The 21,915-nt window shown below is 34.6% G+C and carries 18 protein-coding genes; 12 read left to right on the top strand and 6 right to left on the bottom strand.

From position 1 onward, the window contains the following. The first annotated feature begins 57 nt into the window (after positions 1-57). The 3 genes from ABW637_RS17290 to rlmB all read left to right on the top strand — a co-directional run bounded on the left by ABW637_RS17290 (position 58) and on the right by rlmB (position 2,598). On the top strand, positions 58-831 hold the full coding sequence (locus ABW637_RS17290) for a SusD/RagB family nutrient-binding outer membrane lipoprotein (protein WP_367585986.1): 774 nt from the start codon (positions 58-60) through the stop codon (positions 829-831). Between the two features lie 16 nt (positions 832-847). After that, on the top strand, positions 848-1,795 hold the full coding sequence (locus ABW637_RS17285; protein WP_367585985.1) for a hypothetical protein: 948 nt from the start codon (positions 848-850) through the stop codon (positions 1,793-1,795). 68 nt (positions 1,796-1,863) lie between these two features. Next, the gene (rlmB, locus tag ABW637_RS17280; protein ID WP_367585984.1) at positions 1,864-2,598 is read left to right on the top strand and encodes a 23S rRNA (guanosine(2251)-2'-O)-methyltransferase RlmB; all 735 of its coding nucleotides are present in this window, start codon (positions 1,864-1,866) and stop codon (positions 2,596-2,598) included. Between the two features lie 10 nt (positions 2,599-2,608). On the opposite strand, the gene ABW637_RS17275 is transcribed toward rlmB, so the two are convergent. Continuing rightward, positions 2,609-3,352, bottom strand: a complete 744-nt coding sequence (locus tag ABW637_RS17275) for a rhomboid family intramembrane serine protease (RefSeq protein ID WP_367585983.1) — start codon at positions 3,350-3,352, stop codon at positions 2,609-2,611. 142 nt (positions 3,353-3,494) lie between these two features. On the opposite strand from ABW637_RS17275, the gene ABW637_RS17270 reads away from it, so the two are divergent. Then, positions 3,495-4,778, top strand: coding sequence for a replication-associated recombination protein A (locus ABW637_RS17270; protein ID WP_367585982.1), 1,284 nt, complete (start codon positions 3,495-3,497; stop codon positions 4,776-4,778). Positions 4,779-4,863: 85 nt separating this feature from the next. Here the strand turns inward: ABW637_RS17270 and ABW637_RS17265 are convergent, their stop codons facing one another. From ABW637_RS17265 to radC, 4 genes are all read right to left on the bottom strand, one after another. Then, a complete protein-coding gene (locus tag ABW637_RS17265; protein WP_367585981.1) occupies positions 4,864-5,634 on the bottom strand; it encodes a hypothetical protein in 771 nt (256 codons plus the stop codon). Between the two features lie 183 nt (positions 5,635-5,817). Beyond that, entirely contained in the window at positions 5,818-6,504 is a 687-nt protein-coding gene (locus tag ABW637_RS17260) for a YjjG family noncanonical pyrimidine nucleotidase (protein ID WP_367585980.1), read from the bottom strand. Next, positions 6,497-7,801, bottom strand: coding sequence for a polysaccharide deacetylase family protein (locus ABW637_RS17255; protein ID WP_367585979.1), 1,305 nt, complete (start codon positions 7,799-7,801; stop codon positions 6,497-6,499). The genes ABW637_RS17260 and ABW637_RS17255 overlap by 8 nt, the downstream gene beginning before the upstream one ends. An 87-nt stretch (positions 7,802-7,888) precedes the next feature. Further along, a complete protein-coding gene (gene radC / locus ABW637_RS17250; protein WP_367585978.1) occupies positions 7,889-8,587 on the bottom strand; it encodes a RadC family protein in 699 nt (232 codons plus the stop codon). 228 nt (positions 8,588-8,815) lie between these two features. On the opposite strand from radC, the gene ABW637_RS17245 reads away from it, so the two are divergent. Beyond that, positions 8,816-9,259: a hypothetical protein gene (locus ABW637_RS17245; RefSeq protein WP_367585977.1), complete on the top strand. Its 444-nt coding sequence runs from the start codon at positions 8,816-8,818 to the stop codon at positions 9,257-9,259. 107 nt (positions 9,260-9,366) lie between these two features. Further along, positions 9,367-9,810 (top strand): DUF1569 domain-containing protein, encoded by a 444-nt coding sequence (locus ABW637_RS17240; protein WP_367585976.1) that lies wholly within the window; start codon positions 9,367-9,369, stop codon positions 9,808-9,810. Positions 9,811-9,850: 40 nt separating this feature from the next. On the opposite strand, the gene ABW637_RS17235 is transcribed toward ABW637_RS17240, so the two are convergent. Next, entirely contained in the window at positions 9,851-11,209 is a 1,359-nt protein-coding gene (locus ABW637_RS17235; RefSeq protein WP_367585975.1) for a UDP-N-acetylmuramate--L-alanine ligase, read from the bottom strand. A 442-nt stretch (positions 11,210-11,651) separates the two neighbouring features. On the opposite strand from ABW637_RS17235, the gene ABW637_RS17230 reads away from it, so the two are divergent. The 6 genes from ABW637_RS17230 (at position 11,652) to ABW637_RS17205 (ending at position 21,875) form a co-directional block, all read left to right on the top strand. Next, complete coding sequence (locus ABW637_RS17230) at positions 11,652-17,738, top strand: alpha-2-macroglobulin family protein (protein ID WP_445012729.1); 6,087 nt, start codon at positions 11,652-11,654, stop codon at positions 17,736-17,738. A 92-nt stretch (positions 17,739-17,830) separates the two neighbouring features. Continuing rightward, a complete protein-coding gene (locus ABW637_RS17225; RefSeq protein WP_367585973.1) occupies positions 17,831-18,910 on the top strand; it encodes a helix-turn-helix domain-containing protein in 1,080 nt (359 codons plus the stop codon). A gap of 126 nt (positions 18,911-19,036) precedes the next feature. Beyond that, the gene (locus ABW637_RS17220) at positions 19,037-20,023 is read left to right on the top strand and encodes an alpha/beta fold hydrolase (RefSeq protein ID WP_367585972.1); all 987 of its coding nucleotides are present in this window, start codon (positions 19,037-19,039) and stop codon (positions 20,021-20,023) included. Positions 20,024-20,097: 74 nt separating this feature from the next. Then, entirely contained in the window at positions 20,098-20,763 is a 666-nt protein-coding gene (locus ABW637_RS17215; RefSeq protein ID WP_367585971.1) for a hypothetical protein, read from the top strand. Between the two features lie 164 nt (positions 20,764-20,927). After that, positions 20,928-21,206: a hypothetical protein gene (locus tag ABW637_RS17210; protein ID WP_367585970.1), complete on the top strand. Its 279-nt coding sequence runs from the start codon at positions 20,928-20,930 to the stop codon at positions 21,204-21,206. A gap of 36 nt (positions 21,207-21,242) precedes the next feature. Further along, entirely contained in the window at positions 21,243-21,875 is a 633-nt protein-coding gene (locus ABW637_RS17205; protein ID WP_367585969.1) for a DUF2306 domain-containing protein, read from the top strand. Positions 21,876-21,915: the final 40 nt, after the last annotated feature.

The following is a 21,915-nucleotide window of genomic DNA, read 5'->3' as shown; positions in this document are numbered from 1 at the left end:
TATTATGCGGTTACCTATGATAATGATGGCGCAGGGGATTATATGAACAACTACTATATGACTCAGTTTAAAGACGGTAAAGGAGGAAATCCTGATCCAAGACTACGTTACTATTTTTACAGACAAACAGATGAGGATCCAACAGGAGATGATTTACCATGTGAAGGTTTACCTGGATTCAATTTTTGTTATATAGGTGATGGCTATATCGGTAGAGATCATGGTGATGCCCTAGGTGTACCAAATGATGGTATAGAAAGAGCCACTTATGGCTTATACCCTATTGGTGGTAAGTTTGATGCAGATGACTTTACATCGGTTGCGGCAGGTGCTGGAGCAGGTGGAGCAGGAATCTACCCGTTCATGCTATCTTTTTATACTAAATTTATGATGGCAGAATCTGCCTTGATAAGTAGTACTACAGGTGATCCAAGAACTTTGCTAGAAGAAGGTGTTAGAGGATCTATGGACAAAGTATTAAACTTTGCTCCCGCTCAGGTTAACGCTGCTTTTGCCGCTACAACTGCTGATGTAGATGCATATGTAACTGAAGTATTAGCTTTATATGATGCTGCTACTACAGATGACGAACGACTAGACGTTATTATTAAGGAGTATTACTTAGCCTTATGGGGTAATGGATATGAAGCCTGGAACAACTATAGAAGAACAAGCTTCCCAAGTGATCTAGAGACTCATGTACAGGTTCCTGGACCTTTCGCTAGAACTTTTATGTATCCTGCTGCAGAGGTTAATGCAAATTCTAGTATCGATCAAAAAACAATTGATGTTAGAACATTCTGGGATACAAACCCTGATAATTTAGATTAATAAAAAAATAATAAAGATGAAAATAACAAATAAATATATAGCCTTTTTTATGCTATTATTATCTATTGTCCTGGTAGTTTCCTGCGAAGATGAAGATAAAGATTTCATAAATAACTCTTTGACAAAAAGTGCTCCATTTGCTAGATTTGATGAAACTCCAATACCAATTGTAGGGGTTGACGATATCAATGATGTATCCTTTAGTTTTAGAGTATTGGATGCAAATAACAATATTGCATCATACGACCTAAGAATTGCGGCCAATCTTGGTGGCACTCAGACTGACACAGTTGCATTAACAACGATTACTGCTTTTCCAGCTGATGTAAGTTTCTCATCTACGGATCTTTTTACACCACTAGGTCTTACCGCTGCCGATGTTACTTTTGGAGATACGTTCTTCTTCGTTGCTTCGGTGACTGGTGATGATGGTATTACTTATGATCAAAACGTAGCTATAGGATTTGATGATCTTGACGATGATGATCCACAAACTTATGAATTGACAGGTAGTTTTATTGACGAACTTCGAAATGAAGCGGGATATAGACAAGCATACTTATTTCAATTTACAATAGCATGTCCTTCATTCCCAATCGACGATGCATTAGGTACGTATAATGTTGTATCTAATGGTCTTGCAACTGCATTAGGATTAACTGATCCTGATCCAACAAGAGAAGTTATCGCTGGTCCTGGTGAAAACCAAATCACTATTGTTGGTGGTTCTGTTGGATTTGCCGGTGGAGGTGATTTAACTGTAGATATCGATCCTTCTTTCGGTGGTCTTACTGGTGGAGAAGGTTTAGCATTTCCAGCTTCTATTATAGGATTTGCTTCTGATTTTGGTGACCTAGCAGGTGCAGGTGGTCTATCTGTTCCTTGTGTAACTCCTAAAACGATAACATTACCAGTGACACTTACATGTTGTGGTGGAACATTTACAATGGTACTATCTCAATAATTATATTGATTACTAAATAGTTTAAAAATCACCTCTTTACAGAGGTGATTTTTTATTAAAGGAACATTATGAAAAATGAATCACAAATATTTGGCATTAGAGCTGTAATTGAGGCTATATCTTCCGGTAAAACTATAGATAAGCTGTTTGTTCAAAAAGGGTTACAAGGTGAGCTTGCCAAAGAGCTCATGAGTGCATTGAAAAGACAAAATATATCGTTCTCATACGTTCCTGCAGAAAAACTAAATAGACTTACTCGCAAAAATCACCAAGGTGTAGTTGCCTATGTCTCCCCTATCGAATTTTATGATCTCGAAAATCTTGTGATGCAAGTTATAGAATCTGGCGAAACTCCATTATTCTTGATATTAGATCAATTATCAGACGTTCGTAATTTTGGTGCAATTATCAGAACTGCAGAATGTACAGGCGTACATGGTATTATTATACAAAAAAAAGGCGGTGCTCCGGTAAGTGCAGATACTGTTAAAACTTCTGCCGGTGCAGTATTTAAAATCCCAATATGTAAAGTAGATCATATCAAAGATGCCATGTTTTATTTGCAAGGTTCGGGTATACAAGTTATAGCCGCCACAGAAAAAGCTCCTCATCCTATTTATGATATTAATATGACGACTCCAAGTGCTATCATTATGGGTAGTGAAGGTAAAGGGATCTCAAGTTCGGTTCTTAAACTGGTAGACAAACAAGCTAAACTACCTATGCGGGGTGAAATTGGTTCTTTAAATGTATCTGTTGCCTGTGGTGTCTTCTTATATGAAGTAATTAGGCAACGATTATAATCTTTTAATTCTATTCTTCAGACTTATCAGTATCAGTTTTATACTCATACACTATTTTCATTTCATCACTTGTTATTTCTTCTTCAGGTAATTGTTCTATAAAATTACCATCCTCATCAAAGTGTTTTAAAAACTCATCTTGTTCAGGATTATAATCTGGGGATTCCCATTTGTACAATACGGGTTTGGCTACTCCATTTTTAATTAAGATGGCAAGTAATGTTCCGGTTATTAATCCAGATAAATGTCCTTCCCAAGAGATTTTAGGATCTATAGGTAGAATGTACCAGATCATACTTCCGTAAATAAAAACCACAACAAAAGACAAGGCGGTTAATCTAAAATGTTTTGCGATAATACCTTTCAAAAACAAGAAACCAAAAAGCATATATACTACTCCGCTAGCTCCTATATGATTAGCTGGCCTACCAAACAACCATGTCAAAATACCAGTACAAAGAATTCCTATACATAACACTTTCCATGCATTGGGTTTATAAAAATAGAAAAGCGCTGCAGATAGGATGAGTAATGGCAACGTATTATGCCAAAGATGAGTTATATCAGAATGAATAAAAGGTGAGAACAACACTCCTCTTAACCCTATAAATGTTCTTGGATATACCCCAAAATGATTAAAATCGAATCCAAAACGAACCTCAAACCAAAAAACTATCCAAATAAGTAGCACGAATAACAAAGGATATCCCACTACTCCAGTACTAAATTTAAAATGATCACTTCTTTCTTTCATGACAAATTGAATATATCAAAAAAAAGTCCAAAATACTAAGTTCAGATAAATTGGCAGGTTTTTATTGGATATCAAGAGCATTACCTTTTTTATTAATTCATTTTCTGATTTAAATCTTACAAAGCTTTGTAACTTTGTTGTTATGAACACGAATCAACCCTTAGCAGAGCGGATACGTCCAAAATCCCTGTCAACATATCTTAGTCAGGAGCATTTGATTGGTGATGATGGCTCTCTAACACAACAGATTACAAAAGGCATTATACCCTCATTGATTCTGTGGGGCCCACCAGGAGTAGGAAAAACAACCCTGGCTAATATTATTGCCACCGAATCTCAAAGACCTTATTACACACTTAGTGCTATAAACAGTGGTGTTAAGGAAGTGAGAGATGTAATCGATAAAGCTAAGAATAGCGGTGGTTTATTTACCACTAAGAACCCTATCTTATTTATAGATGAGATCCATCGATTTAGTAAATCTCAACAAGACTCGTTGTTAGGCGCTGTTGAAAAGGGTTGGATTACTCTTATCGGAGCTACAACAGAAAACCCAAGTTTTGAGGTAATCCCCGCACTCTTATCTCGTTGTCAGGTGTATGTACTCAACCCCTTTGGTAAAAAAGAATTAGAAGCATTGTTAAAGAGAGCAATGCAAGAGGACGAGTATTTAAAAGCAAAAGAAATAGAACTTAAAGAAACTGAATCGTTATTAAGACTTAGTGGTGGAGATGCACGAAAATTGCTTAATATTTTTGAGTTGATTGTAATGAGTCAAGAACAAGAACCTATTGTAATTACCAATGACCTTGTTCTTAAACTTGTACAACAAAATACGGTTAGATACGACAAAACCGGGGAGCAACATTACGATATTATTTCTGCGTTTATAAAATCTGTTCGTGGTAGTGACCCCAACGCGGCGGTCTATTGGTTGGCTCGTATGGTAGAAGGTGGTGAGGATCTTAAATTTATTGCTCGAAGAATGATTATATTGGCTTCAGAAGATATTGGAAATGCCAATCCTACAGCATTAATAATGGCCAATAATACATTCCAGGCGGTTACTACCATTGGATACCCCGAAGCTAGAATAATATTGAGCCAATGTGCGGTATATCTTGCCACCTCTTCAAAAAGCAATGCATCCTATATGGCTATCAATAAAGCTCAGCAATTGGTAAAACAAACTGGTGATTTATCTGTACCGTTACCCATTAGAAATGCTCCTACAAAACTGATGAAGGAATTGGGGTATGGAGAAGATTATAAATATTCGCATGATTACAAAAACAATTTTGCTAATCAAGAATTTCTTCCAGATGAGATTAAAGATACTAAACTATACGACCCCGGTGATAATCAACGCGAAAATTCGTTTAGGACTTTTCTAAAATCACTATGGGGAGATAAATACAACTATTAATTATATTTTTATTACAGTATCCATTACACTTCGTTACACGTCAAATTACACCCTCTGCAGTGGAGTAAACCTTAAAAATTTTTGGCTATTGCCTGGCAAGAGTATCTGTAATTAATTTATTAGTTGCAGGATTTATTCTTTCAAGTATAAAATTCCCAAATCCATCAAAATGTCCTCCCCCACTTAAATCTTTAGCACTCACCAAATAACTATTATCTCTGGTCATTTTGTAAATTTTTCCTAATGAAATCAATTTATCATTCTGTTTTTGGAGGAGTTCATAACCATACTCCTGTTTTTCTAACACAAAACTTTGATCATTTAATGTATAACTCAGTGTATTTTCTGATGGCGCAGTACTAACTGGTTGTTCTTCTTTAGTGGCTTCTACCCTATCAGAAGGTTTATCTTTTTTCTCCAAAGGTACAGCGGCCGCGGCAGTTCTTACCTCTTGTGACCCATTATACTTATAACCGAGCTTCTCTACATCTTTAAACGCACCTCTAAGTGCTTCTTGGTATGCTTTTCTATATTCTTTTTCTCTACTTGTTCCTTCGGAAGAACTATAAACAACGACCCCATTACAATCTGTTAACTCAATAATTAATTTGGTTACAAAAAGCCCATTACCCTTTTTAATATCTGCTAATAACTTTTTACATCCATTATTTTTGAGATCCTCTGGAAAATCATCCCCCACTTTGAATGCATTAAACCCATATTTGTTAAATAAAAATTTAGTTAGCGAATTTAATTGATAGGCATCTTTATCATTAAAAAAACTATAACCCGCTGGAACCACTACATATTTATAATCGTTTACACTTTTCTGTGCATATATATTCGCACTAAACATTATAAAAATTATGAAATACAAAAACCTCTGCATATGCTTTACATTTTAAAATTATAAGTATACATTTTTAAACTCAGTTGCAAGATTATAATAATCCAGATAATTATTACACTCTACAATGAATTAATTTAATATTTCTAGTTAAGATCTGCGTCAAATCACGAATAGAGATCGATAAATTAACTAGAGGTGTTTTTTTATCTGCTTCAGCTCTGAAACTTGTATGTTCTGTACTGGAAGTTTTTCTTTATGATAATTAAAACATATCGTTTTTAAACCCAAAGCTTCGGCGCCCAAAATATCTGCTTCATAATTATCTCCGATCATAATGCTATTGGTGGTATGTGCACCAGATACTTTTATTGCGTGCTCAAAAATAAATGGGTTCGGCTTTTTTACCCCAACTTCTTCACTATCTGTAATTGTTTTAAAATAATGTCTTATTCCAGAACTAGATAACTTTTGATTTTGTACCTCTTTAAAACCATTGGTTATGATATGCAAATCATATTTTGGATTAAGATATTCTAGCAATTCTTCTGTACCTTCTATGAGATGATTATTAAGTGGCAGAAATTTAATATAATCATCAGACATAGTATCGATAATATCCAGATGAAATTCAATTCCAAAAGAAGTAAAAGCCTCAATAAGTCTGTTTCTTCTTAGATTCTCTTTACTTACTTTTTCCTCCCTATAAAGCTTCCAATACTTCATGTTAATGGGTTGGTACGCATTTATAAAATCATTTATATTTAGATGTACGCTGAATTTTTCAAAAAGCATCTCAAATGCCAATGAAGAGTTTTTATCAAAATCCCAAAGCGTATGATCCAGGTCAAAAAAAATGTGCTTGATTATATTATTCATCTTCTAAATTCCAGATATATTCTAGTATTGGTTTCCAAAATTCTTGACTGTCTAAGTCACTAAAAGTAGTATTGCTAAATACAGGAATAAAAGTACCTCTAACTTTTTTAATTTTTTCGATATAGGACGTAATTTCCTTTCTCACAGATTCTTCATCACGTACTACTTCACTATTTTCAAGGGCAGAAAAACAAAAAGAATGTACAATCAAAGGGGTTTGTACTTCATAATCCAAATCATAAAACATAAATGGAGTACAAGTTCCAGCCCTAAAACCAGAATACCCAGAATATCCCATAGAATAATCTTCCTGAATTTCTAATTCGATAAAATTTCTATATGCCTCAGGTAACTTAATTTTAAAGAAGGAACAAAGTGAATATAACAACCTTCTATTTAGAATACTTTCTATTCGTTGTTTTTCTTTTTTCAAAATCGACAAATTACACACAGCATCGTATGAGGCTTTTAATCCAACATCTATATAATCTGCAATATGTTTAATTGTAGATTGATGTTTGGGATGATTGTAGCCGATATTTTTTTCATAATTAGAATAATCACCTACTCCAAACAATACCTTTGCTTTTCTTTTTTTTCGTTTTTGCAAATCGATTAGTAAATCAAATGTATCATAAGGGTCCTTCTTCACCCCAATTCCTACTTTTATTCTATCGGTAAATTCATCAAATTTTAATTTCCACAAATCTCGAATACCACCCCCCACTGACCTTAAAATTCCCTTATTCTTATATGCAAAGGTCTGATCAACAGAAATAACAGGTATGAGTTTAAATTTTTTATCTCCAAATCTTAAGTCGGGATATTTTTCTAAAAGAACATCCTTGAATTTATATGCCCATATATCGACAACCGGATCCTGCAAAAAAGTACTAGAATACGCAATACTCTCGGTGGCAGGGAAACGCCCCATCGCATCCTTTACATGAGGCAAATACTCCTCATAGCGTGTTAACAAATAAAAGGTTGCAGCAAAAATATCATAGGGTAATGCCGAGTTAGCGTGCTTTACTTCAAAAAAACACTTTGTATCTTCCCAATCAAATACTTGGATATCTACATCATTTAACCCGTGTTCAAAAAGTAAATCTACACTCTGAAAATAAAGTTCTTTACTCAATGGTTGCTTTCCGTAAGAAAATTTAGGTCCATCATGAGCAATGAACGTTTCGATTTTAGAAGTTAAATCTACATCAAGTCCTAAGATTCTCTTACAAATTTGTTTGAAAGTATAGGAAACTCTTGGTGTAACTTTTTGTACATGAATTAGTAACATAGTTCTAATTACGAATTATTTTTTTTGGATTACAAGTGATATACCATTACTATTTTATCCAAACTTTTATTTACAGAAAACTATAATTTATAAAATAGATTCATCTGCAAAGCTAAAATAATTCTTTTCGGTAATAATAAGGTGATCCAACACATTTATATCTAAGCTAAGACCAGCTTGTTTTAATTTTTGAGTAATATTTTGGTCAGATTGGCTGGGACTGAGTGTTCCGCTTGGGTGATTATGTCCTAATATAACTCCGGTAGCACCATATTCTAATGCCGATCTAAAAACAATACGAGGGTCTACTATAGTACCTGTCTTGCCTCCAAGGCTAATTTGTTTTTTTTGAATTACTTTGTTCGCATTATTTAAGAACAACACCCAAAACTCTTCGTGATCAAGGTCTCCTATTATAGGTTGAAAAATATTGAACGCATCTCTACTACAGGTAATTTTTGGTATCTTCGAAACTTCTTCTTCTCTTCTTCTCCTACCCAACTCTAAACCAGCAACAATAGCAATAGCCTTAGCTTCGCCTATACCTTTAAAGTTCATCAACTGTTTTATAGATAGTTTACTTAATGCATTGATATTATGATCCACACTGGCAAGTATACGTTTACTTAATGCCACAGCGCTTTCATTTCGATTTCCAGAACCAATAAGTATTGCTATTAATTCGGCATCTGTTAAGGTATTTTTCCCTTTAGCGATTAATCTCTCTCTTGGACGATCATTTTCGCTCCATTTTTTGATCGAGAATGAGGAATTTAGTTCACTCATATAATCATTTTACAATTAAAAAAATATGAATATTTCTATCTGTAAGTATAAACTATTTATCTCAATTACAACGAATTATTATGCTTTTAATCTATAAAACCTATGCTCTTTTTTTCAAACATTACTTAATATTCATTGTATATATTTGTTTGAAAATGAAAGTTTTACTATATTTGGCCACCCTTATTTCTAAAATGAATAATTTAACAACTTCAAATTAACCTATTTATGAAGAATATTTTTACTATCGTTTTACTTTTTTCAACGCTAAGCTTTTATGGGCAGGACAAGAAAATTTCCTTTTTAGATTTAGTAGGAAATAACATACAAGTGCCTAGAGGATGTGAAGCTCAGTCTGTATACGAACTACAAGCTTGCAATGGAACTTCTATAAAGTGGGACTACTATAGCAGTGACATGTTAAATGAAGTTTTTAATGCGACCATAAGTGCATTTGCAGAAAGTAATAGCGCCAAAACTGAAGTTACTTTTACTTCTTTTGGTGGGCAATTGAAAGGATTTAAATTTAAGATGGGAACTACTTTTCAATATTTTTTGATGGGTACAATTAAAGATCAACCATTAATGATCAATTTAGGAACTCCTAAAGACATTAATAAAAGTGATGACCTTGATGGATTCTTAAGCTTATTCTTTGATGAAGTAGGTTAATCAAACATAACAATATATATTTATAAAGGCTAATCGTAGGATTAGCCTTTATTTTTTAAATTTTATATCTTATTTTTGAGTAGTGCTCACTACATAAATCTGAGGTTATGAAATCTTTATTTGAACAGACGACTCAAAATGAAATAGAAGATCGTATTAAAAGTCTTTCTAATAACAGCATTCCAGAATGGGGAAAAATGGATGTGTCACAAATGTTGTTTCATTGCCAGTTTCCATTAAAAATTGCTCTCCAAAAAGAACATCCAGAACTTAAACCTAGTTTTTTGGCTAAATTGTTCTTCAAAAAAGCAATGTATAATGATAAACCATGGAAGAAAAACTTACCCACCCATTCTAAATTAAAAGTGGTAGATCAAAAAGAGTTTGAGAAAGAAAAAGAAGGTTTATTAGGTCTTGTATCCGAATTTTCTAACCAAAAGGATAAAAAAGAATGGTCTCCTCATCCTATGTTTGGTACATTTACTCCAGAGCAATGGGGAAAGATGCAGTATAAACATCTTGATCACCACCTTAAACAATTTAATGTCTGATTCTCTAGGTATCTCTCAAAACATCATTAAGGTTACATTTTTAGTTTTCGATCCACTCTTTTACCTCATCAAAGTTTAATCCACCATAATTACCACTACTCATTAGAAGTAACACCGAGTTAGAAAAATTCTTTTGTTTTAGATATTTCTGAAATTCTTCTGGGTTTGTATAAATAATCAAATCATTACGATTGAAAGCTTTTTCTATCTGAGAAGTCGAAACTTCTTCTAGTTTTTTAATCTTTACAGCATGAGGAGAGTAGAAAACAACAGCTTCATCGGCGGCGTTCAAAGCTCCTTCATATTCTTTTAAAAACTCTGCATTAAGACTACTATAAGTATGCAATTCGAGACAAGCGATCACTTTTCTATCACTATACTGTTCTTTTACCGCTGTAGTGGTAGCACTTACTTTAGAAGGGCTATGGGCAAAGTCCTTATATGCGACAGCAGTATTTGCCTCGGCAATCTTTTCTAGTCGTTTAGAAGCCCCTTTAAAAGAAGCGATAGCTTCGTAGAATTCATCTTCATCAACCCCCATATGTTGGCAAATCCACTTGGCGCCTGCCAGATTGCTTAAGTTATGGGCTCCAAAAATTTCTATTGGCATTTCTCCTTCTGGCGTGTCTAGTAGCGTTTTCCCATCCTCTACTCTATACACCGGAGTTGTATATGGAAATTTACGAATAGGGTTTTCTGTAGCTTCTGCTAATTCTTTAACGTCCTTATCCTCTTCATTATAAACCAATGCTCCACCATTAATTATAGAGCTCATAAAAATCCTAAATTGATCTACATAGTTATCATACGTTGGGAATACATTAATATGATCCCATGCAATGCCACTAACCAGCGCTATATTGGGTTGATATAGATGAAATTTTGGTCTACGATCAATCGGTGAAGATAGATATTCGTCTCCTTCTAATACCATAAAATCGTTTTCCTCTGTAAGATGTACCATAGTATCAAACCCCTCTAACTGGGCTCCTACCATATAATCCACTTTTTTATCGTGATAATGCAGTACATGCAAAATCATAGAGGTTATTGTCGTTTTACCATGTGAACCACCTATTACTACACGTGTTTTATTTTTAGATTGTTCATACAAAAACTCAGGATACGAATATATTTTTAGACCTAATTCCTGGGCTTTTAGGAGTTCTTGATTATCCTCTTTAGCATGCATTCCTAAAATAATAGCATCAAGATCTTGGGTAATTTTATCTGAAAACCAACCAAAATCCGTGGGTAGTAGTCCGTATGCATCTAATCTAGATTTCGAAGGTTCAAAAATCGTATCATCGCTTCCAGTTACCTGATATCCTTTTTGATGTAGTGCAATCGCAAGGTTATGCATCGCACTACCCCCAATTGCTATAAAATGTACTCGCATAGTTCGTTCTTAAATCGAAAGTAAAGATACAATCTACAATTAAAAATGAAAGAATGTGAGAACGAAAAACTGAATAACTTAAGTGGCTAGTTATTCCTTATTATTAAAATACTTGTTTCCTCTCCCTCTTGGAGAGGACTAAGGTGAGGGTTCTTGATGTAAAAATCCCCTCATTACTGAAACAAGTTCAGCACAGGCTCTAACCTTCTCCCTATGGAGAAGAAACTCAAAATGTTCATTAAAAAGCAACTAGCAGCTTAAGTTTTTTAAGACTATGTGATTCACAAACTCAGTGATTTACTAAACAGACTAAACAAAACTCCTATTTCACTCATTTATCATATGTATTGCGTAGCTTTATATTGTTATTTACAAATTATAAACCTAACCTAAGAATTTGGTATAAGACTTGTTTATATTTATTTAACGTTTTAAAATCTTTATGATGAAGAAGTATATCATCCTTATTATAATCTGTTTATCAAACTCATATATTATGAAAGGTCAAAATGAGTATCAGGCCGATTGGAAAAAAGTTGAAGCTTTTGACCAACAGGGATTACCAAAATCTGCTCTAGAGGTAGTTAATATCATATATAGTAAAGCTAAAGGAGAGAATAATGACAATCAAGTCATAAAAACCTTATTACATAAGGCAAAATATATGCTTACTCTTGAGGAAAACGCACAACTTACGATCATAAAAGATTTTAAAACCGAAGTTGATCAAAGCAAATTTCCTAAAAAGAACATTTTAGAAAGTATTCTTGCCAACCTATATTGGCAGTATTTTCAACAAAATAGGTGGAAATTTTATAATAGGACCCAAACTTCAGAAAAAGTGGACCAGGAAGATTTTAGAACTTGGGATCTAGAAACATTATTTATCGAAATACATCAGTATTATCAAAAATCACTTCAAAATGGAGTTTTAGCACAACAAACTGATCTAAGTAAGTTCGATGAAATTTTGACTACCGCAGAAGATTCCAAAAAATATCGACCTACACTTTATGACTTTTTAATTCATAATGCTTTAGAGTTCTACAAAACTTCAGAAACCAACATCTCCAAGCCTTCTTATGCCTTTACGATAGATGATGATCAATATTTAAAAGAACATACCATTTTTTCATCTTTAAAAATAGAAACCAAAGATTCATTATCACTACAGTTTAATGCTTTACAACTATATCAAAATTTATTAAAATTTCATGCCAGAGATAAGCAACCCGATGCCTTAATCGAAGTAAATATTGAGCGCATAAAATTTGTTTATGAGAATGCTACATTTAACGACAAACAGGCTCTACTGTTAAAAACATTACTTTCTGAAAAGGAAAAATTTGCTACCAACAAAGCCTCTGCATTATATGATTTTGAAATCGCAAATCTATATCATGAGCAAGCCTCGTCATATATACCCAAAGAAAACGAAACACAGCGGTGGAAATTAAAAGACGCATTAGAAATATGTAATGCTACTATTAAAAAATTCCCCAAGTCTAGAGGTGCTAACAAATGCTTAACACTAAAGGAACAAATACTACATAAGGAACTCAATATTAAAACCGAAAAATATGTCCCAATACAAAAACCGGGACGGCTACTTATTTCATATAAAAACATAAACAAACTATATTTTAAAGCTTTAAAAGTTAATCGTAAGCAGTTAAACAGCTTAAAAAAGTTATATCAGACAGAAGATCAAATAAAATTTTTAAACGCTCTAAAAACAAGTAAAACTTGGGAGGCCGAAATTTGCGATGAACATGATTATCAAACCCATACCACCGAAGTACTATTACCAGAACTAGAACAAGGTTCGTATTTGGTCATGGCAACCTATTCTAAAGAGCTTTCGGAAGAATCTGCATTCTCTTATGGGGATGTACAAATAAGCAACCTAACACTCATCGAAAACAGAACTCCTTCTTCATCTATTTTTCAGGTGGTAGACAGAAACAATGGTGCCCCTATTGCTAATGCCAAAATACATTTGAAAACAAATAACAATAGAGGATATGGGAAAAAACTAGATAAAACCTTAATAACAGATCAAAAAGGCCAAGGATATTTAACGCTTAACACCTCCTACTACGATGTTACTATTACGGTGACTCATGAAAAAGATGTAGCACATTTTGATGGATATTATCTCAACGCATCTTATACCCCTAATCCAAATACTAATCAAAACCACTACAATACCTTCCTTTTTACAGACCGAAGTATTTATAGACCCGGGCAAACCGTTTATTTTAAAGGCATTATGATGTCTTCTACAGGTAATGAAGATTTTAAAGTGCTACCCAATCACTCTACTTTTGCTACATTAAAAGATGTGAACGGACAAGAGGTAAAAACTTTAAATTTTAAAACCAATGATTATGGATCGTTTAGCGGTGAGTTTATACTTCCTTCTGCCGGTTTAACGGGTATTTATACTATACATACTTTTAATTTCCAAAGCATATCTTTCTCTGTAGAAGAATATAAACGCCCCAAGTTTGAGACCAAATTTAACCCAGTAACCGAAACGTATAAAATTAATGATATCATAAAACTTACCGGGACAGCCACTGCGTATGCAGGAAGTACTATTACTGATGCTAAAGTGGTTTATCGTGTACATCGCAAGGTTCAATACCCAAAATGGTGTTATTGGTATCCACATTTTACATCAGAATCCCAAGAGATTACTCATGGCGAAACCAAAACCGATGACAAAGGAGAGTACAAAATAGACTTTACTGCACTACCCGATCTTAATGTATCTAAAGACAATCAGCCAATTTTTAACTATGAGGTTAGCGCAGATGTTACCGATATCAACGGCGAAACCCGAAGCACAACTACGATTGTTAATGTAGGGTATCACGCAATGATAGCAGATCTTACTATTAGTAATAAGATTAACAAAACTCAAAAAGACCATTCGCTTACTATAACCACTCTAAATCTTAATAACGAAGCGATTGCCAATACAGGGTCAATCAAAATTTTTAAATTAAAAGCGCCTTCAAAACCTATACGTCTTCGCCCTTGGAAAGCTCCTGATTATGAAGGATTCAAAGAAGAAGAATTTAAAAAATTATTTCCGCACGATGCCTTCGAGAATGAGCATGACTATCGATCATGGGAAAAAGGAAAATTAGTATTCAATACTACTTATGATACAAAAGCATCAAACAAAAATGAAAAAGGAACTCAAAAGTTAGCTCTAGGTGCTATTAAAAAATGGGAATCAGGCAAATATATTATAGAACTTAACACCAAAGATCGATTTGGACAAGCAGTAAAAGATATAGAATATATTACGCTATACAGTCAAAGTGACACTCTCATTAGCGATCAACAACTATTCGAAATCACCACTAATAAAACAGATTACCAAATTGGTGATGAAGCTATAATAAAGCTTAGTTCTGCTTCAGAGGATATTACGATTACTTTAGACATAGAAAAGAATCATAAGATCATAGAAACCCGATTGATCAAACTTTCTAAGAATAATAAAACCATTAAAATTCCTGTTCAAAAAGAGGATCTTGGGGGATTTTCGGTAAGTTATAGTTTTGTAAACTATAATGGATATCAAAATGGTACTTTGCTGATCCCAGTACCTTATGAACCAACAGAACTTAGCATAGAGACTAAAACTTTTAGAGACAAACTATCACCGGGACAGGAAGAAACCTGGAGCTTTACAATAAAAGGACCAAAAGGAGATAAAGCAACAGCAGAAGTACTTGCCAGCATGTATGATGCTTCTTTGGATCAATTTAAAGATCATCAATGGTATTTTAACCCTATTTCTCGTCCATCATACTATACTCAAAGCAGAAGACAAGCTACTCAAAGTTTTGGCATACACGTTTTTAAATTAAATAATCACAGTAGTGTAAGTCACTATTATGATCATCAAGGGTACGATCAGCTCAATTGGTTTGACTTGTATTTTGGACAGCAATTCTTTGGCGGAAGAAACCGACTGATGAAATCTGCAGAGATGGCTGCCCCTATGATGCAAAGTTCAATGGCTAAAGATCAAGTTGAAATGGAAGAAGCTAAATCAGAGTTAGAAGATGATGAAATTTCTGATGGGTTTACTGAACAAAATGGACGTGAAGAAGATAAGTCAATAGATACTCAAAAAGAAACCTCACTAGAAGGTGTAAAAATTCGGAAGAACCTTCAGGAAACTGCTTTTTTCTTTCCAAAATTAAGTACAGATGCCGAAGGTAATGTAAGTTTTAATTTTACCGCACCCGAAGCACTTACAAGATGGAAACTGCAACTGTTGGCACATACTAAAGAGTTGCACTCTGGCACAAAAACGCTTGAGGCGGTAACTCAAAAAGAACTGATGGTGCTACCTAATCCGCCAAGATTCTTGAGACAAGGGGATAAAATAGTGATAAGCTCTAAACTATCAAATCTTGCGACCAAAGACCTTAGTGGGATTGTAGAACTTCAGTTATTTGATGCGCTCTCCAATTCAAAAATTGATACCGAGCTACAAAACAATAATGCTCGTCAGAATTTTGAAATAAAGGCCAAAGGAAATACAAATGTGTCCTGGGAATTGCAAATACCCGATAATGTACAAACCGTACAATACAAAATTGTTGCAAAAGCGGGAGAATTTTCTGATGGCGAACAAAATGTGCTTCCGGTACTTAGCAACCGAATGTTAGTCACCGAAACGCTACCTATGTGGATTCGTTCTGATCAAACCAAAACGTTTACGCTAGATAAGTTAAAGAATACTAATTCTAACTCCTTAAAACACCATAAGCTAACGCTAGAGATGACCTCCAATCCTGCCTGGTATGCCGTACAAGCACTACCCTATCTTATGGAGTATCCTTATGAATGTTCTGAACAGACCTTCTCAAGGTATTATGCAAATGCATTGGCTAGTCATATCGCAAATTCTAACCCAAGGATTCAAGAGGTTTTCAATCAATGGAAATCAACCGATGCTTTGCTTAGTAATCTGGAAAAAAATCAAGAATTAAAATCACTAATCATTCAGGAAACACCCTGGCTTAGAGATGCACAAAGTGAAACGGAACAAAAAAAGAGAATTGCCTTACTTTTTGACCTTAATAAAATGAATAATGAGTTACAATCTGCTCTAAACAAATTAAGGCAAATGCAATATGGCTCTGGTGGATTCCCTTGGTTTAAAGGAGGTCGTGAAAACCGATACATTACACAGCACATTACCACAGGTTTTGGTCATCTAAAAAAATTGGGCGTGACCAAATTTGACAACAATACATCAAGCATGTTACAAAATGCCGTTCGTTTCCTGGATAAAGAGTTTGTGCGAGAGTACGACGAATTAAAAAAATATTGCAAGAGAAATAAGATAGATTTAAACAAAAATCATTTGAGTTACACTCAGATACATTACCTCTATATGCGCAGTTTCTTTGATGATATCAAAAGACCAAAAAACACCAATGAAGCATGGAGTTATTATTTAGGGCAATCTAAAAAATACTGGTTAGATCAAAGTTTATATGCTCAAGGATTACTTGCATTAATTTCACATAGAAATGATGATAGTACAACCGCAACCAAAATTATCAGATCCTTAGATGAAAAAAGCGTTACCAGCGAAGAATTAGGTATGTATTGGAAATCAAATACGGCCAGTTGGTTTTGGTACCAAGCACCCATTGAAACACAATCTTTAATGATTGAAGTCTTTTCTGAAATTGAGCAAGAACCAAAACGAACCGAAATTGTAGATAATCTTAAAATCTGGTTACTAAAAAACAAACAAACAAACCGCTGGAAAACCACCAAAGCAACATCAGATGCGGTATATGCATTATTATTGCAAGGAAGTGACTGGTTATCTGTAACCGATATGGTCGAAATCGTATTGGGTGATCAAAAGATTGATCCATCTACAATGGAAGATGTAAAAGTTGAAGCCGGAACAGGATATTTTAAAACTTCCTGGAATGGTAACGAAGTAAAACCCGATATGGCGACTGCCAAAATCACCAAAAAAGGAAAAGGTATCGCCTGGGGTGCATTATACTGGCAATATTTTGAAGATTTAGATAAAATCACTTCTGCCGAAACACCGCTAAAATTGAAGAAAAAGTTATTTGTAAAAAAGAATACAGATACTGGTGAAGAAATCACAGAAATCACAGAAAAAACCGATGTACAACTTGGTGACCTGGTGAGAGTACGTATAGAATTAAGATCCGATCGTGCTATGGAGTTTGTACATATGAAAGATATGCGTGCTGCTGGACTAGAACCAATTAATGTATTATCACAATATAAATGGCAAGATGGTTTAGGGTATTATGAAAGTACTAAAGATGCGTCGACAAACTTTTTCTTTGACTATTTACCAAAAGGAGTTTATGTTTTTGAATATGATCTTCGTGTTAATAATAAAGGAGATTTCTCTAATGGGATAACCACCATACAAAGTATGTATGCTCCAGAATTCTCCAGTCACTCTGAAGGAGTTAGAGTTAGCGTAAAGTAAGTCACTATATAATAAATTATAGCCACTTATCGGCGGCTACGTTTGTTATACTTAACGTTATAGGTCATATATTTACTAGCAAAGAATGAAAAATGGTTTTTATCGCAGGGATCGCAATCGCCATACTTATCGAATTTTTACTTTTCAGTAAAAAACAGAAAACTGAATCTGATCAGATTTTGACTTTGTGGATGTTTTTGATTATTGTCCATCTCATTTTATTTTATCTGGAATACACCAACCTGATTTTTGAATACCCTTTTTTATTGGGTGTCGCATTTCCATTACCCCTGCTACAAAGTGTTTTTCTCTATCTCTATGTAGCCTCACTCACCAATCTGCTTCCCAAAAGAAAATTGATGTTATGGCTTCATTTTTTACCAGCAATTTTCATGTATATATACTTAATACAATTTTTCATACTCTCTCCTGACCAGAAGATTTGGGTGTTTAAAAATAATGGAGCTGGTTATAAAATTTTCATGATTGTGTTAAACTATGCAACAATGATGTCTGGTGTAACTTATGTCATCTGGTCGCTTTTATTGTTAAGAAAGTATAGAAATAATATTTTAGACAAATTCTCAGACGTTGAAAAAATAGACTTACGTTGGCTACAATTCCTAACGGCAGGTATGGGAGTGATTTGGTTAATCGTCATTTTCGAAGAGGGTAATGTATTCACTTTTGGTGGGGTTACCCTATTTATTTTTCTCATTGCATTTTTCGGCATTAAACAAGTGCGTGTTTTTGATACTAAAGGAACAGTTGAGCAGAAAACAGAGCAAAGGGAGAAATATGCTAAATCAAGCCTTAAAGAAGACGCTGCATCCGAATTATACAAGAATCTGACTAAGCTAATGCAGGAGGAATCACTATTTAAAAATACAGAAATTTCTATTGGCGATTTGGCTTCAAGGCTTAATGTTCACCCCAATCATCTATCACAGGTAATTAATGAAAAAGAAGGAAGAAATTTTTATGATTTTGTAAATAACTATCGTCTACAGGAGTTTAAACTGCTAATAAGTAATCCAAAAAATCATCACCTCACTTTGCTGTCCTTAGCCTATGATTGCGGTTTTAACTCTAAATCTGCATTTAACCGTTATTTTAAAAAGGCTCTAGGGCAAACACCTTCTGAATATTTCGCTTCTATCAAAAAGAACTAGCTAAAATTGAATAAGTCCCACTTTGTAAGGGTGTACCACTAAATGGTGCCACCTTGCAAGGCGGAGCGATTGGCATCGAGTATTGTCCCATGTTTGCACCATAATTTTTAATCAAAAAAAACAAACATGAAAAATCAATTCTTATCACTTATTGCTTTGGCCATTTACAGTATCATGGCTAGTTCATGCGAAACACATGAATTTGAAGAACCAGGCTTGCTCGTTCCGCTTACAGTAGATCAAGACCCTTCTTTGTCTTCTATTTCTGTCAATGGTACCCAACTACACTCAGAAACTTTTGGAGACCCAAATAATACGATGGTTGTCTTTCTACACGGAGGTCCCGGTGCAGATTACCGCAATGGTCTTAACGTAAGTCAATTGGAAACTGAGGGGTTTTATGTGGTATTCTTCGATCAGCGAGGATCCGGATTATCCCAAAGACATGACAGAGGTAGTTATGATATGGATTTACTACTTGATGATCTCTCTGGAGTAATTGAGTATTATCGCACATCGGCAGATCAGAAGGTATTTTTATTTGGACACTCCTGGGGGGCTATATTAGCAGCAGGCTACATCAACAAATATCCTGAGCATATTGATGGGGCTATCTTTGCTGAGGGTGGCGGCTTTACATCAGATGATCTGGAAGCTTACGCTGAATCAAGTCGCAGATTCTCCTTGTTCTCAGAAGCTACCAATGACGTATTGTATTACGACCAGTTTTTAACCAGTGATAAACATGAAGTACTGGATTATAAATTCATTCTTTCTTCACCATTTAGCTATGCCAGAGGAAATGACGAAGGTATAGAAGGCTACTCTCCATTATGGAGATATGGTGCAGTGGCACTATATAGTCTCGCAGACATTGCCGCTAACGAAGGTTATGATTTCACTAACAACTTAAACCAGTACACTACTCCTGTTCTATTTTTATATGGTGAATTAAACAATTCATACGGATTGGATTTCGCAAAGAGAGAAGCCGCCTTTTTTCCTAATTCTGAAATTGCAGAAGTAGCTGGTACTGGCCATGAAATGATCTATTTCAAATGGAACAATGTAGAGCCTCTAGTGTTGAACTACCTGAGTAAAACAAACCAATAATTTTAATAAATAAACATGAACGAGAAAGACGCTGAACATGATAGCGCACGGCTCAATTCATAAAACTTAAGAAAATGAAAAAAATATTCATACTCATAATAATAGTCGTGGCCAGTACTGGTGAAGGACAGGCTCAAACATTGAACTGGAGATCGATTGACAAAGATCAGAAAAACCTGGCATATTTCAATTTTGGATACGACTTTGGCACCACTGCACAGCTAGGCTATGGTCGGTTGATAAAAGTCTTTAGACCCATTTTGCTTGGTATGGACTATTCCTCACCTATGGGAAAAAAGCTGACAGATGATTTCAAGATAAGGTATGGTGCTCAAATTGAAGTAATAGAAAGGAACGGTTTCTCACTGACTGCAAAAGTTCTCGGTAATTTCAGGAGGTTTGAAAACAGTCTTGTAAGGATCACAAGTTTCGGGTCAGAATTTTCTACTGTAGCAGGTTATTACAAAACGAGCTGGCATATTGCCGCTGAAATAGGTTATGATAAATCAATTATTTCAAATTTGAAGCACTCAGATACCATGAGGGATATATACTCTGAAGTAACTGATGGATGGTATATTCCCACAGGAGGTCATTATTTCTATGGTATCCAAGCCAGTAAAACGCTCGGTAAAAGTTTTGATATTTCTATGCGATTGGGGATGACCAATGCTGAAAAGAAGGATGAGAATGCGCAGATGCCATTCTATGGTCAACTTGGTTTAATCAAGAAATTTTAATCAAAGCATAGGTGAATAAAATTGTGGAAAAGCTGCTATCAATAATACTACTAATTAGTTGTGCCCCCTGTTGATAGTAGCAATCCACCCTCTTTCACAGTAATGTTCTATCTGACTTTTAATAAGACTAACATACATCTGTTGGTCATCAACCAAATTATGATATGAGTGCATTTAAGGATTCGATCGAATACAAGACATTGATAAGCCGAATTTGTGAATTGCAAAAAGAGGCAAAGAATAAACAGGCAATTATTGACAAAATCCGGTTTATAAATAGTCATGAGGTTCGAAAACCTGTGGTTAACATTCTTGGGCTTATAAGTATAATAGATAGCTATGAAAAGGATTCAACTTGTTTTAAATCCATCATCACCATGTTAAAGGAAAGTGTTGATCAATTAGACATGATCACTCGAAAAATCGGAGGGCATTTACTTTAGAAAATTGATTAATCACCATCAAGACCATTCAAAAAAATGATAGCGATAAACACAATTAAAAATGTAATAAAAAAAGTAAGCTGGGGTGTAATGACATTCCTGGCCATACTAATGTTCCTTATAGCTAGTCCTTATCTAGCCTTAAATTCAGAGTTCTATTTTCCACAACAGAAGTTGATTTATATTGCCCATACAACAGGGATTATAACACATGTTGCTTGTGCGATGATAGCTGTTGTTATTGGCCCTTTTTTATTCTTACCAAAAACAGTCACACATAAATACATAAATGTACATAGGTGGCTTGGTCGAATTTATCTATTTGGTGTTTTATTTGGCGGAATTAGTGGCTTGTATATGTCGACACTAGCTTATGGAGGTCCTATCTCAAAAGTTGGATTTGCAACACTAGCCATATTTTGGATTCTTAGTGGATATTTTGGCTATACCAATATTAGAAAGAAGAAAATCCTAAAACATCGGTTCTGGATGATTAGGTGTTATTCGCTGACATTTGCCGCTATTACACTACGCCTGTGGTTAGCTGGTCTGCAAATTTGGGGTACAGAATTTCTGGATGCTTACAGAACTGTGGCATGGCTCTGTTGGATACCAAATCTGGCAATAGCAGAATGTTTAGTATATCTGGTAAAGAAGAATAATTTTTAAATTAGAAAGTACCATAAGCTGATGATAGCGTTTCACTCGT

Origin of the sequence: Aquimarina penaris (genome assembly GCF_040786285.1) — a bacterium.
GTDB lineage: Bacteria > Bacteroidota > Bacteroidia > Flavobacteriales > Flavobacteriaceae > Aquimarina.
Note: the sequence above shows the minus strand (reverse complement) of the source record. Positions and strands in the feature narration are given on the sequence as shown.